Origin of the sequence: Streptomyces asoensis (genome assembly GCF_016860545.1) — a bacterium.
GTDB lineage: Bacteria > Actinomycetota > Actinomycetes > Streptomycetales > Streptomycetaceae > Streptomyces > Streptomyces asoensis.
The window spans coordinates 1,488,680-1,501,472 of the sequence record NZ_BNEB01000002.1 but is presented as its reverse complement, the minus strand read 5'-3'; the positions used below and the strand labels follow the sequence as shown (position 1 = coordinate 1,501,472).

The 12,793-nt window shown below is 74.6% G+C and carries 12 protein-coding genes; 7 read left to right on the top strand and 5 right to left on the bottom strand.

Translation table 11 applies throughout. From position 1 onward, the window contains the following. From Saso_RS09625 to Saso_RS09605, 5 genes are read left to right on the top strand one after another with little or no spacing between them, the layout of a single operon-like run. On the top strand, positions 1-900 hold the full coding sequence (locus tag Saso_RS09625) for an STAS domain-containing protein (RefSeq protein ID WP_189922230.1): 900 nt from the start codon (positions 1-3) through the stop codon (positions 898-900). After that, positions 897-1,301, top strand: a complete 405-nt coding sequence (locus tag Saso_RS09620) for an STAS domain-containing protein (RefSeq protein ID WP_189922232.1) — start codon at positions 897-899, stop codon at positions 1,299-1,301. The genes Saso_RS09625 and Saso_RS09620 overlap by 4 nt, the downstream gene beginning before the upstream one ends. Continuing rightward, a complete protein-coding gene (locus Saso_RS09615; protein WP_189922234.1) occupies positions 1,298-1,747 on the top strand; it encodes an anti-sigma regulatory factor in 450 nt (149 codons plus the stop codon). The genes Saso_RS09620 and Saso_RS09615 overlap by 4 nt, the downstream gene beginning before the upstream one ends. Next, positions 1,744-2,886 carry a SpoIIE family protein phosphatase gene (locus tag Saso_RS09610; protein WP_189922236.1) on the top strand — a complete coding sequence of 381 codons (1,143 nt, stop codon included), beginning with the start codon at positions 1,744-1,746 and terminating at the stop codon, positions 2,884-2,886. The genes Saso_RS09615 and Saso_RS09610 overlap by 4 nt, the downstream gene beginning before the upstream one ends. After that, positions 2,883-4,640 carry a PP2C family protein-serine/threonine phosphatase gene (locus Saso_RS09605; RefSeq protein WP_189922238.1) on the top strand — a complete coding sequence of 586 codons (1,758 nt, stop codon included), beginning with the start codon at positions 2,883-2,885 and terminating at the stop codon, positions 4,638-4,640. Before Saso_RS09610 ends, Saso_RS09605 begins: the two co-directional genes overlap by 4 nt. A 6-nt stretch (positions 4,641-4,646) precedes the next feature. Here the strand turns inward: Saso_RS09605 and Saso_RS09600 are convergent, their stop codons facing one another. Next, positions 4,647-5,141, bottom strand: a complete 495-nt coding sequence (locus Saso_RS09600) for a MarR family winged helix-turn-helix transcriptional regulator (protein ID WP_307822212.1) — start codon at positions 5,139-5,141, stop codon at positions 4,647-4,649. Between the two features lie 227 nt (positions 5,142-5,368). On the opposite strand from Saso_RS09600, the gene Saso_RS09595 reads away from it, so the two are divergent. Together Saso_RS09595 and Saso_RS09590 are read left to right on the top strand one after the other, a co-directional pair. Continuing rightward, positions 5,369-6,745: an NAD(P)/FAD-dependent oxidoreductase gene (locus Saso_RS09595; protein WP_189922240.1), complete on the top strand. Its 1,377-nt coding sequence runs from the start codon at positions 5,369-5,371 to the stop codon at positions 6,743-6,745. A 56-nt stretch (positions 6,746-6,801) separates the two neighbouring features. Beyond that, the gene (locus tag Saso_RS09590) at positions 6,802-9,042 is read left to right on the top strand and encodes an FUSC family protein (RefSeq protein WP_189922242.1); all 2,241 of its coding nucleotides are present in this window, start codon (positions 6,802-6,804) and stop codon (positions 9,040-9,042) included. A gap of 907 nt (positions 9,043-9,949) precedes the next feature. On the opposite strand, the gene Saso_RS09585 is transcribed toward Saso_RS09590, so the two are convergent. The 4 genes from Saso_RS09585 to Saso_RS09570 all read right to left on the bottom strand — a co-directional run bounded on the left by Saso_RS09585 (position 9,950) and on the right by Saso_RS09570 (position 12,596). After that, entirely contained in the window at positions 9,950-10,381 is a 432-nt protein-coding gene (locus Saso_RS09585) for a hypothetical protein (RefSeq protein ID WP_189922244.1), read from the bottom strand. A 28-nt stretch (positions 10,382-10,409) separates the two neighbouring features. After that, on the bottom strand, positions 10,410-11,246 hold the full coding sequence (locus tag Saso_RS09580; protein WP_189922246.1) for a DUF1206 domain-containing protein: 837 nt from the start codon (positions 11,244-11,246) through the stop codon (positions 10,410-10,412). A gap of 244 nt (positions 11,247-11,490) precedes the next feature. Next, on the bottom strand, positions 11,491-11,733 hold the full coding sequence (locus Saso_RS09575; protein ID WP_189922248.1) for a DUF5133 domain-containing protein: 243 nt from the start codon (positions 11,731-11,733) through the stop codon (positions 11,491-11,493). Between the two features lie 44 nt (positions 11,734-11,777). Further along, positions 11,778-12,596, bottom strand: a complete 819-nt coding sequence (locus Saso_RS09570) for a SigB/SigF/SigG family RNA polymerase sigma factor (protein WP_189922250.1) — start codon at positions 12,594-12,596, stop codon at positions 11,778-11,780. Positions 12,597-12,793: the final 197 nt, after the last annotated feature.

The window sequence follows — 12,793 nt, the reverse complement described above, 5'->3', positions numbered from 1 at the left end:
TTGCCGGACCACGCAACGGCCGCAGAACCGACCACGCCCGCGAGCGACGTGGGAAGGTTCCTGCACCGCCGCCGTGAGCAGATCGCCCAGCGCTGGGCCGACGAGCCCCTCTTCCGCACGGTCTTCACCGTCTCGCGGGACGAGGCGGTGGAGGCCGGCCGGGTCGTCGTCGACGCGCTCGCCCAGGTCGCCGACACCGGCCGGGTGGCCGACGCCGACGCGGCCGGGTTCGCCGCCGTCCGCGAGCAGCTGGCCGGCATGGTGGCCTCCCGCGCCCGCTTCGGGCTGACCTCCGGCCAGATCTCCACCGAGGTCGACGGGCTGCGCACCCCCGCCGTGGACCTCCTGCTCGCCGAACTGCCGCAGGCGCCGCCCGAGCACCTGCGGGAGTGCACGGCCGTGCTGACCGTGCTCATGGGCACCCTGCGGCTGGTGGTCCTGGAGACCTCGCTGAGCGAGGGACAGGCCCTCATCGACCGGCAGCAGCTGGAGCTGATGGAGGCCGCCACGCCCGTCATCCGGCTGTGGGACGGCATCGTCGCCGTACCGCTGATCGGGACCCTCGACAGCGCCCGCAGCCAGGTCGTGATGGAGACGCTGCTGGAGTCGGTCGTCGACCAGCAGGCGCGCTTCGCGATCCTCGACATCACCGGTGTGCCGATGGTCGACTCGCTGGTGGCGCAGCACCTGATGAAGACGGTGGAGGCGGTGCGGCTGATGGGCGCCGAGTGCGTCGTGTCGGGTATCCGGCCCGCCATCGCGCAGACCATCGTGCATCTCGGCCTCGACCTGGGCACGGTGGTCACCCGGGCGAGCCTCGCCGACGCCCTGGGGTACGCCCTGAACCGCCTCGGCGCCGACATCGTGATCGCCACACGCGGCGGTGCGGGTCCTCGGTGAACCACGACCTCTCCCTCGCGGGCCAGGCCCACGTCCCGGTGCTCCGGCTCGGTGACGTCCTGCTGATCACCCTCCAGGGCGACCTGCACGACAGCACGGCGCACCGGCTCCAGCAGGACATCGCCGAGCAGATCGTGCGCAACCGGGTGACCGGCGTGGTCATCGACATCTCCGGGGTGGAGATCGTCGACTCCTACCTGGGGCGGGTCCTGGCCGAGATCGCGGCGAGCGCACGGCTGCTGGCCGCGCGGACCGTGGTGGCCGGTATGCGCCCCGCCGTGGCGATCACCCTGGTGGAGCTGGGTCTGTCACTGCCGGGGCTGCGCACCGCGCTGAACACCGAGGCGGCCCTCGAACTGCTCGCCGCGCCCGCGGCCGGCCCGCCACGGGAGCGTCGGTGAGCGGGACGGCCGCGGGCGTCGAGGCCCGCCTGCCCATCGGCTCGGACCTGGACCTGGTGTGGGTGCGGCAGCACGTGCGCCAGGCGGCGGCCGCGCTCGGCTTCGGCCTGGTGGAGCAGACCAAGCTGGTCACGGCGGCCAGCGAACTCGCCCGCAACACCCTGGTGTACGGGGGCGGCGGCGAGATGGCCGCGGACCACGTGACCGACGGGCGGGGGACGCCGGGGCTGCGGCTGACCTTCACCGACTCCGGGCCGGGCATCCCCGACCTGGAGCGGGCGCTGAGCGACGGCTACACCTCGGGCGACGGACTGGGCATGGGCCTGGGCGGCGCCCGCCGGCTGGTCCACGACTTCGACCTCGACAGCACCCCCGGCACCGGCACCACGGTGACGGTGACCTCCTGGGCCGGACGTGCGCCGCGCCCGCGCGAGGAGCTGCGATGACCCGCGTGTGGGACGTACCGGTGCACGACTCGACACGGGTGCGCGACGCCCGGACGGCAGCCGAGGGCGCGGCGGCGCTGGCCGGCCTGGACGGGGCACGGGCCGCCGACGCCGCCCTGGTGGCGACCGAACTGGCGACGAACCTGCTCAAGCACGCGCGGGGCGGACAGCTCCTCGTGGAGGCCGTCGGCCCGCCGGACGGACGACGGGGCGACCTCGTCGTGCAGATCGCCGCCGTCGACCACGGGCCGGGCATGTCCGACGTACCCGCCGCCCTGGGCGACGGCTTCTCCACGGCCGGCTCACTGGGCGCCGGCCTCGGCACCTGCCGGCGGGTCGCCGACGACTTCGACCTGCACAGCGTCCCCGGCCGCGGCACGGTCGCGCTGGCCCGGATCGGCGGCGCGGCCCGGACCCGCGGGCACCGGGAGCGGGCCGCCGGGCGAACCGGCCCCGGGCAGCCCGCCGCGCCGGGCGGTGGCGCCACGCCCGGTGAGGCTCCCACGGGCACCCCAGCCCCCGCTGCCTTCTCCGTGCGCGTCGGTGGTGTCAACATCCCCTTCCGGGGCGCCGAGCACTCGGGCGACGCATGGACCTGCGCCCGTGACGGCGACCTGCTGACCCTGATGCTCGCCGACGGGCTGGGCCACGGTCCGGAGGCGGCCCGCGCCTCGACCGCGGCCGTGCGCGAGACGCACCGCGCCGCCCACCTCCCGCCGGCCGCACTGCTGCGCCGCCTCGACGAGGCGCTGCGCGGCACCCGGGGCGCCGCGGTGGCGGTCGCCCAGCTCGACGTGCGGGCCGGGCGGCTGAGGTTCGCCGGCGTCGGCAACATCGGCGCCCGGCTGCGCGAGGGCGGCTCCTGGCGTCATCTGCTGTCCCGGCCCGGCACGGTCGGCGCGCACCGGCCGTCGACCCTGCCCGAGACGGAAGCCGCCTGGGCCGCGGACCGCCTGCTCGTCCTGCACAGCGACGGGCTGCCCAGCCGCTGGGCTCCCCCGACGGACCCCCGCCTGTTCCTTGCCGACCCCGCCGTCACCGCCGCCGTGACGGTCCGGGACGCCGGAAGTTCCGCCCGCCCGGTGCGTGACGACACCGCCGTGGCCGTCCTGTCCCCGACCCCGCCGGATCCCCGATGAAGCGCACCTGGCCGATCAGCACCGTCGAGGACGCGGCCCGCGCGCGTATCGAGGTGACGCGGGCGGCCGCCGCCCACGGCGTGCCGCCGCTGGAACGCACCCGGCTGACCGCCGCGCTCGGCGCGCGGCTGCGCCAGTGCCTCACCAAGGGCGGCGCCTGGCGGCTCGCCCTGACGACCGCCCCGGACTCGGTGCGGGTGGAGGTCTGGCCCTCCGCCGCCGACGGCGAGCCGCCCTGGCACGTCACCGCCCCCTGCCCCGAACCGGCCGCGGACCCCGGCTGCGACACCGTCGCGCAGGACAGCACCGCCCTGCCCGAGGCGCTGCTCGGCGCCGACGAGGACACCGCCCTGGTGCTGGAGCGGCTGGCCGAGCAGGAGCGGCTGGTCGCCTACCACCGCGAGGAGCTGCACCAGACCAACCAGGGCGTCCTCGCACTGCACGCCGAACTGGACGCCGCCGGACGCGCCCAGCGCGAGGCCTTCGCGGCGGAGCACGCGGCACGCCAGGAGGCGGAGGAGGCCCGGCGCAGGCTCACGTTCCTCGCGGACGCCAGCGCGGCCCTGACGGCCTCCCTCAACCACGAGGAGATCGCGCGGCGCCTGCCCGAACTGCTGGTGCCCGAGTACGCCAGCACCGCCGACGTCTGGCTCTTCGACGCCGAGGACGACCGGGTCCCCTCGGTGCCGCGACCGGCGGCCGCCGTGATCGCGGCGCGTACCGGACGTCCGCAGTACGCGGCCGCGCACCCCGGCAACCTGCCCGGGGTGGACGACCAGCCGCAGTCGGCGCTCCATCCGGGCCGGTCCCTGCTGTGCGTGCCGCTGCCCACCCGGCGCGCCCCGCTGGGCGTCCTGACGATGACCCCGCCGGGCGACAGCTGGGAGCCGGACGACGCCGTCATGCTCGTGGAGCTCACCCGGCGGGCGGGCGGGGCGCTGGACAACGCCCGCCGCTTCGAGCACAACCGGGACATCGCCGAGACGCTCCAGCGGGCCCTGCTGACCGAGCTGCCGACCACCCGGGGCCTGGGGCTCGCCGCCCGCTACCTGCCGGCGACGTACGGGCTGAACATCGGCGGCGACTGGTACGACGCGTTCCGGCAGCCGGACGGCAGTCTGATCACCGTCATCGGCGACGTGACGGGGCACGGGCTGCACGCCGCGGTGATGATGAGCCAGCTGCGCACCGCGCTGCGCGCGTACGCCGTCGACGGCGGCAGTCCCGGAGAACTGCTGACCCGCCTGCACACCTTCCTGCACCACCTCCAGCCCGACCTGTACGCGACCGCCGTCATCGCCCGCTTCCACCCCGGCGAACCGGTGCTGACCTGGGCGGCGGCCGGACATCCGCCGCCGGTGCTGCGCGGCCCGGACGGGCGGGTGCGGATCCTGGACGCCAAGCCGGGCGCGATGCTCGGCATCCCGCTGCACCAGGAGATCGCCGACCACACGGTGCCGCTCGAGCCGGGGTCCACGCTCGCGCTCTACACGGACGGGCTGGTCGAGCGGCGCGCCCAGGGCATAGACCCGGGTATCGAGCGGCTCGCGGAGGCGCTCGGCACGTTCGGCGCCGAGGAGCTGGACACCGATCTGGACGGCTCGGCCGAACGCATCCTGGAGCCGATGCTGAGCGACTCCGAGCGGGACGACGACGTCTGTCTGCTGCTGTGTCACATCGACAGCCGCCTCGCCGGCCACGGACACGACCGCGGCGCCCCGCGGGTCGGCGGCCGCCTGCGCGGCGCGTCCTGACGCCGGTCAGCCCCGCGGGTCCCGGTGTCCGTCGCCGGAGGTGTGCGCCTGGTGGAAGCCGAGGAGCCCGTGGGCCAGCGCGGCACGCTGGGCGGGGGTCATCGCGTCCAGCACGGCGGCCAGGCGCCGTACGCGGCGTTCGGTGACATCGGCGAGGAGGCGCTGTCCGTACGCGGTCACCACGAGCTGCACCTCGCGCCGGTTGCGCGGCTGCACGGTGCGCTCCAGCAGCCCCGCGGCCTCCAGCCGGTCGCACAGGCGGCTCGCGGTGGGCAGGCCGATGTCCAGCTGCTCGGCGAGGGCGGTGAGATTGAGCTCCGGGCGCAGCCGGACCGTCCGCAGGGCGTTCAGGTGCCGGTCGGGCAGGCGAGGTCTGCTCTCCTGCGTCGCCGTGAGCCAGCAGACCACCAGGCTCTCCACCGCCTCGGCGACCTGCCGGGCCTGTGTCCGACGACTCTCCCACCGGCCTCCGCCGGAGCCGTCCGCGCACCCCACAGCCACTACCCTCCGGCCTCCGCGATCGTCATGTACGTCGGCGTACCCGAAGCCGGCGGGCGTACACAGGTGGTTCCCGGGGTACGACGGTGACCTCAGGAGAAACGTTCGTCTGCATGCCTCGCCCGGCTGGCGGAACCCGTCCGGGCGCGGTGGGATCGATGAGGTGCGAAGCGCCCGCGGGCGGGCACGCGCATGACGTCGGGGCAGACCGCCTGGAGCCGCAGAAAGGGATGGACATCGTGACACGACCCAGGATCCTGGTGGTGGGCGCCGGCTTCGCGGGGGTGGGGTGCGTCCAGCGTCTGGAACGCCAGCTCTCCGCCGCGGAGGCGGACGTCACTTTGGTGACGCCGTTCGCCTACCAGCTCTATCTGCCGCTGCTCCCCCAGGTCGCCTCGGGGGTGCTGACACCCCAGTCGATCGCGGTCTCGCTGCGCCGCAGCAAGAAGTACCGCACCCGGATCATTCCCGGCGGCGCCATCGGCGTGGACCTGACGTCGAAGGTCTGCGTCATCCGGACCATCACCGACGAGATCGTCAACGAGCCCTACGACTACATCGTGCTGGCCCCCGGCAGCGTGACGCGCACCTTCGACATCCCCGGGCTCACCGAGCACGCCTTCGGGATGAAGACGCTCGCCGAGGCCGCGTACATCCGCGACCACGTCATCAGCCAGCTCGACCTGGCCGACGCCAGCAACGACCCCGTCGAGCGCACCTCGCGGCTCCAGTTCGTGGTCGTCGGCGGCGGTTACGCCGGCACCGAGACGGCCGCCTGTCTCCAGCTCCTCACCCACAACGCCGTCAAGCGCTACCCGAACCTCGACCCGAGCCTGATCAAGTGGCACCTGATCGACATCGCGCCGAAGCTGATGCCCGAGCTCGGCGACAAGCTCGGGCGCAGCGCCCAGGAGGTGCTGCGCAAGCGCGGTGTCGACATCTCGCTGGGTGTGTCCATCGCCAAGGCGGGCCCTGAGGAGGTCACCTTCACCGACGGCCGGGTGGTCCCGACCCGCACGCTGATCTGGACGGCGGGGGTCGTGGCGAGCCCGCTCATCGCGACGCTCGGCGCGGAGACGGTCCGCGGGCGGCTCGCCGTCAACGCCGAGATGAAGCTGCCCGGCCACGACGGGGTGTTCGCCCTCGGTGACGCCGCCGCCGTACCCGACGAGGCCAAGGGCGAGGAGGGCGCCATCTGCCCGCCTACCGCGCAGCACGCGATGCGGCAGGGCAAGGTCGTCGCCGACAACGTCATCGCGACGCTCCGGGGCCGCGAGCTGCGTCCGTACGTGCACAAGGACCTCGGTCTGGTCGTCGACCTCGGCGGCACCGACGCCGTCTCCAAGCCGCTCGGCATCGAACTGCGCGGGCTGCCCGCGCAGGCGGTGGCCCGCGGCTACCACTGGTCGGCGCTGCGCACCGGGGTGGCCAAGGCGCGGGTGCTGACGAACTGGACGCTCAACGCGATCGCCGGCGACGACTTCGTGCGCACCGGCTTCCAGGCGCGCCGGGCGGCGAAGCTCAAGGACTTCGAGTACACGGACAGCTATCTGTCGCCCGAGCAGGTCCGGGCCCAGATCGAGGGAACCGGGTCGCAGAGCGCCTGAGCACGGACAGCGGGAGGAAACGCCTGAGCACGGACAGCGGGAGGAAGGACGGCGGCGTGCGGGCGGCGGCACGGTCGGCCGCCGCGCGGTCGCGCGACCGGGTCGCCGCGTCCGATCCGGGGCTGCTGCGGCTCGCGGCGGGGCTGCGCACGGTCGGCGCGATCTCTCTCACGCTGGCCGTGCTCTCCCTGCTGGGCGCGGACGTGTCCCACCTGGTCGCGGGCGCCATCGCCGCGATGGTCGCCACGTTCGCGATCCGCGAGAAGCAGCGCGACCGGCAGGCCGTCACCCTGGCGGTGGGCCTGCCGGTGGCGTTCGCCTCGATGTCGCTGGCGGCCCTGCTCAGCTCCCGGGCGGTGGCCGGTGACGTCTTCTTCGTCGCCCTGATCTTCTGCGCCGTCTACGGCAGACGGTTCGGCGACCGGGGCACGGCGCTGGGACTGATCGGCTTCCAGGTCTACTTCCTGTCCCTGTTCGTCGGGGTCACCGGATCGACCCTGCCCGGGTTCTACGCGTCGCTCGGGGTCGCCTTCGGGTGCAGCGCGGTGGCGCGTTTCGCGCTGGTGCCGCAGACGCCGGCGGGCATCCTCCAGCGGCTGCGCGAGGCCTTCCGGGCCCGGCTCGCCCAGCTGATCGACGCCCAGCTCGACCTGCTGGACGCCGGCCCCGACGACGTCGAGAAGATCGTGGCCCAGGTGCGCGAGGGCACCGCCCGGCTGCACGAGACGGCCATGATGATCCAGGGCCGCCTCGACGAGGGCACCCGGGACGAGGCGACGGCACGGCTGGTGCAGCGCCGGATCGCCGACGCCGAGATCGCCGCCGAGCGGCTCGGGCTGCTCGTGCTGACCGCCCGCAGCGCCGAGCGCGCCGACACGCTGACCCTGCATCTGCCGGGGGCGCCGCTGCCCGAGGGCGGCCACCTCCCCGTGCGGGACGAGTCCCTCGACGTCCTGCGCCGTGACCTGCGGGCGCTGGGACTGCTGGTGAGGCTCCCCGTCGCCGAGGGCACGGCCACGGCCCACGTGCGCAACCGGCTGCTCGGCTACCGGGAGGAGGAGAACCTGCCGCGGGCCTCCCCCGCCGTACGCGACGTCTTCCGGGGCGTGGGTGAGGCCGCCCGCGCCGTGCTGGGGCTGCGCATCGCGCTCGACGGGCCGCAGGACGAGTCCGACGACAGCCCCGAGACCGCGCGCTCCCGCGAGGAACTGGACGCGGAGGACGCCGCGATGGGCGGGGGCGAACCGGACGAGGAGGCGCCCGCGCAGGAGACGGGGCTGCGGCGGCCGACGACCCGGGCCGCCGTCCAGGTCGCCGTCGGGTCGTCGCTGGCCATCGTCGGCGGCGAGCTGCTGTCCGCGCACCGCTGGTACTGGGCGGTGCTCACCTGCTGGATCGTGTTCATCAACACCGCGTCCACCGGCGAGATCCTGGTCAAGGGCTACCGGCGGCTGCTGGGCACCGTGCTCGGCGTGGTCGCGGGCATCGCGCTCGCGGGACTGGTCGGGCACCACACGTGGACGGCGTTCGCGGTGGTGCTGCTGTGCGTGTTCGCGATGTTCTACACGGCGCCGCTGTCGTACACGCTGATGTCGTTCTTCGTCACGGCCGCGCTGGGTGTGCTGTACACCCTGCTGCACACCTACAGCATGTCGGTGCTGGTGCTGCGGGTGGAGGAGACGGCGCTGGGGGCCGCCTGCGGCATCGTGGCGGCGGCGCTGGTGCTGCCGGTGCGCACCGACCGGCGGACGAACGAGCTGCTGACCACCGTCCTGGACCGGCTGACGGACGTCACCGAGGCGGCGGTGGAGCAGCTGAGCGGCGGGCCCCCGGCCGATCTGCTGGACCTGGCCCGTGATCTGGACCAGGCACTGGCCGATCTGCGGGCCGCCACGCAGCCCCTGACGCATCCGGTGACGCCGTTGCGGACGCGGCGGGAGACGGCGCGGTACGTCGTCGCGCTGCTGGAGACCTGCGCGTACCACGCACGCGCCCTTGCGGCGACGGCGGAGCTGCTGCCGACCCAGCGGTCGATCACCGCGGACCCGCGTCTGCGCCGGGCCGGGCGGCGGATCGTGGCCAACATCGCGGCGATCGCCGAGCGGGTCGCGGACGAGCGCAGCACGGACGAGGTGCTGACCGGGCCGAGCGTCGCCGCGCTGCTGTCGTCCGGCGGGCCGGATTCCGCGAGCTACGGCCGGGTCACCGACCGGGTGCTGCGCCACCTCCAGCGCCTCGACGAGGCAGTGGTCGGCCTGGCCCGCCCCCTCGCCACCCCGGTGGCACGCCCCCGGTGAGCCGGCGGCGGCGGAAAGCCGCCACGCCGTGCCGGCCGACCGCCGTGCCACGGTGACAGCAGACCGCCGCGAGCCGCGACGGGGCGCCGGTGTCACCACGACGACGCGGTGCGGACGCGGGCGGGCGTGGGGATCGCCGGGGTGCGGTGGGCGGGACGCCCGGAGTGCGGTCGGCGGCACGCCCGGAGCGCGGCCGACGGCACGCCCGGAGCGCGGTCGGCGGCACGCCCGGAGCGCGTGGGCGGGACGCCCGGAGTGACGTCGTGGCCCGTCGCGACAGCGGACGTGCTGGCACCGCCACGCGGGCGCCGCAGGACGTCGGCTGCGGCTCCCCCGGGTGGGATGGCGGCGGGCTCCGTGACACCACCGTGCGACGACCGCAGTCCGCTCGAGCCCGCCGCGCGTGGTGGCAGCAGGCCGCCGAATGAACCGGCGCGAGGAAACGACGGCTGGACACCGGTGGCACACCCCGGAGCGGCAGCGCCGGAGCGCGGGGGCACCGGCGCGTGAATACGGCGGGCCGCCGGGGACATGGCCCCGTGTCCGCAGGCACGCACGGGCGGTGAGGCCGCCGCCTCCAGCGGCGCGGGGCGCCGGTGGCGCCGATGTGCGGTGGGCCCAGAGCGCCGGGGGCACGCCTGAGGCGCGGGGGCGGCGGCGCGTCAGCGCGGCAAGAGCGCGGGCCCCGGGTGGTATCGGCTCCGCACCCCGGGGGCAGGCGTGGGGCACCGCGGTGGCTCAGGGCGTCGAGGGCAGCTACATGCGCGGCACCGCGCGGCGCCGACAGTGGGCCGTGTCGCGGTGGGTGCGGGAGGCTGGTGCCGGGGCATGGCGCGGCGCCCCGGGGGCGCCGTCCCGGTGGAGCGGGGCGGGCGGCGGGGCGCCGGAGGCGCGGGGCGGGCCGGGATCAGAAGTCCGTGGGCATGCCGCTCGCCGCCGCGATGCCGCGCAGTTCCTCGGTGTCCTGCTGGCGCTGCTGGATGCAGCCGGCGATCTCGGCGAGCCGGTCGGGGTCGGAAGCGGTGGCCGCGTCGGTGACCACCCGGACCGGCCCGGTGCCGTCGACCTGTATCTCCACCAGCTGGTTGTCCAGCCGCCCGGTGACCGCGGTGGCGATGACCAGGGCGGCCTCGTCCCGGATCTGCTGGGGCAGGTGCTCGGTGTCCTCGGGGTCGAGGGCGAAGTCGACCCCTTCGGGCCGCTGTTCGTCGAGAGCGCGCAGAGCGGGCGCGACGACCTTCAGCAGAAGCCGGTAGTCCTCGCTGTCCATCCGGACGCGCAGAAGGTCGAGGTACATGTCCACGGGCCGTCCGTCGTTCGAAAACTCTGGTTCGTTCATGTCGTCCGTGTTCCCCGGCAGCCGGTCGTCAGACCTTGCGCCAGCGGGCCATGGCGAACGAGAACAGTCCGAAGAGGACGAGCCCGGCGGCGACGGCCACCAGCAGGCCCGGCCCGGCGGGAGTGCCCGCGAACGAGCGCAGGGTGTCGTCGAACCCCTTGGCCTGGTCGGGCTCGTACTCGACGGCGGCCCGCACGGCGAAGACTCCGGCCGCGGCGAAGACCAGGCCGCGCGCCGCACCGCCGCCGACCCCGGTCACGTCCACCAGGCGCCGCACGCGCGGGGACATCTCACCGAGCCGCAGGTGCTTGTGATACTTGCGCATGACGGCCCGTGCGCCGATCCACAGGCCCGCGACGGCGATCCCCACACCGGCGGCGCCCACGATCCACCGGCCGCCGGAAAGTTCGAGCACCCGGGCGGTGACGTCACGCGACTGCTCGTCGCTGGACCCGCCGCCGTCGCCCGATCCCGCGGCGAAGGCGAGCACGGAGTAGGCGACGAAGGCGTAGAAGACGCACCGGCCCAGTGCGGCCAGGCGTTTCTTCGCGCTGCGCCCGTCTTCGCCGACGCCGCCGAAGACCGCCTCGGACAGCCGCCACAGGGCCATGCCGACCAGGCCGACGCCCAGGGCCCAGAGCAGCACGGACCCGAAGGGCTTCTCCGCTATCTCGGCCAGCGCGCCCCGGCGGTCGGCCTCGTGCCCGGAGTCGCCGAAGGCGATCTGGAGGGCCAGCAGACCCACGAGCAGATAGATCACGCCGCGTGCCGCGAAGCCGGCCTTGGCCGCGCCCTTCGTCACCGACCCCCGTGCCGCCCGCTCCGCCCGGACTCTGCCGTTGCGTGTCAGAGCACTCGTGTCCATGCGTCCCCTCCTGAGAATCCCCGGTTCCTGCCGAGTCCGGATGCCCCGGCTCGCGCCCGCCACACTCCGCGGACCCGGCCACGTCCAGGCCCGGCCCGGCGCGCGGCAGCTCGACCCGGCGCGCGGCGGCGGGGTGCGGTGGCGGAGCCCGGCGCACGACGGCGGGGTGGGCGCGCCGGAGACCGGTGCACCCACCCCGCCGGGTCGGGCCTGTGTCGTGGCTCGTCTTCTGCCGACGGGCCTGTCAGGCGTACGCGTGCGGCTCGTGGCCCGTGGACGGGCCCGCCGCGGCGTCGGCGCCGGACGCGGCCTCGAGCCACTGCCGCGCCGTCTCCAGGGCGTGTCGTACGTCGCGGGTGCCGGTGGACACGCACAACGTGTAGGCCAGGTCGCGGGCCTGTGCCTGGTTCTCGGCGGAACCGTCCTGGGTGAGCGCCGTGTACTCGTCGACGAGTGTGCGCAGAACAGCGGGGTGGGGCATCAGCATCGGTCTGCTTCTCCTCCGTTCGGATCGGGTGGATGTCCTGCCGTTCAGCGCAGCGCCTCCTGGCGCACCCGCTCGCAACTGCGGCTGATGAGCCTGGAGACGTGCATCTGGGAGATGCCCAGCTGATCGGCGATCCTGCTCTGTGTCATGTCCTCGAAAAAACGCATGTAGAGGATGGCGCGCTCGCGTTCCGGCAGGCGGCGCAGGCCTTGCTTGGCGGACTCCCGGTCGACCACGGTGTCGAAGGAGGCGTCCGAGTCGCCGAGGGTGTCGGCGAGGCTGTACCCGTCGTCCCCGGCCGAGGTCTCGGCGTCGAGCGAGAGGGTGCTGAAGCTCTCCAGCGCCTCCAGGCCCGCGCTCACCTCCTCCTCGGTGAGGCCGGTGTGGGTGGCGATGTCGGCGACCGAGGGCTCGGCCACCCCCGGGTTCTGGGTGAGTTCACGGCGCGCGATCCGCACCTTGTTGCGCAGTTCCTGCACCCGGCGGGGCACCCGCAGCGCCCACATGCGGTCCCGGAAGTGACGCTTGATCTCTCCGGTGATGGTGGGCACGGCGTAACTCTCGAAGGCCCCGCGCTCGGGGTCGAAGCGGTCGACGGCCTTCACGAGACCGAGAGCCGCGACCTGCCGGAGGTCCTCGATCGCCTCACCGCGGTCGCGGAAGCGGCCGGCGATCCGGTGGGCCATGGGCAGCCAGGCGGTGACGAGCTCGTCGCGAACGGCGTCCCGCTCCGGCCCCTCCTCCAGGGTGACCAGCCGGGCGAACCGGCCGGCGGTGTCGGGCGCGTCGTCGTGGGAGCGCCGCAGCTGCGCGGTCGTGGGGGCGGATGCGGCGGGACGGCTTGTCGACATGTCTGTGGGCATGCGGTATCGCTCCTGAACGGTGATTTCAGGGACTGACTTGACGACGGAGAGCTCCTGCCGTCCGGAGGCGCGGGCAGCGCCCCGGAGCGGTCAAACCGCTTCCGTCGGCGCGCCTCCGGTCCGAAGCACGAACCTCCGTCTGCCCGTGCCCCGCAGGCCCAAACTCCGCCCGCCGAAAAGTATTTCGAGCAGCTTCG

Bases quoted from the DNA above. Each gene is read 5' to 3' on its own strand.
- Saso_RS09610 (WP_189922236.1), top strand. From the start codon at position 1,744: ATGACCCGCGTGTGGGACGTACCGGTGCACGACTCGACACGGGTGCGC.
- Saso_RS09595 (WP_189922240.1), top strand. From the start codon at position 5,369: ATGGACATCGTGACACGACCCAGGATCCTGGTGGTGGGCGCCGGCTTC.
- Saso_RS09585 (WP_189922244.1), bottom strand. From the start codon at position 10,381: ATGAACGAACCAGAGTTTTCGAACGACGGACGGCCCGTGGACATGTAC.
- Saso_RS09570 (WP_189922250.1), bottom strand. From the start codon at position 12,596: ATGCCCACAGACATGTCGACAAGCCGTCCCGCCGCATCCGCCCCCACG.
- Saso_RS09580 (WP_189922246.1), bottom strand. From the start codon at position 11,246: ATGGACACGAGTGCTCTGACACGCAACGGCAGAGTCCGGGCGGAGCGG.
- Saso_RS09575 (WP_189922248.1), bottom strand. From the start codon at position 11,733: ATGCTGATGCCCCACCCCGCTGTTCTGCGCACACTCGTCGACGAGTAC.
- Saso_RS09605 (WP_189922238.1), top strand. From the start codon at position 2,883: ATGAAGCGCACCTGGCCGATCAGCACCGTCGAGGACGCGGCCCGCGCG.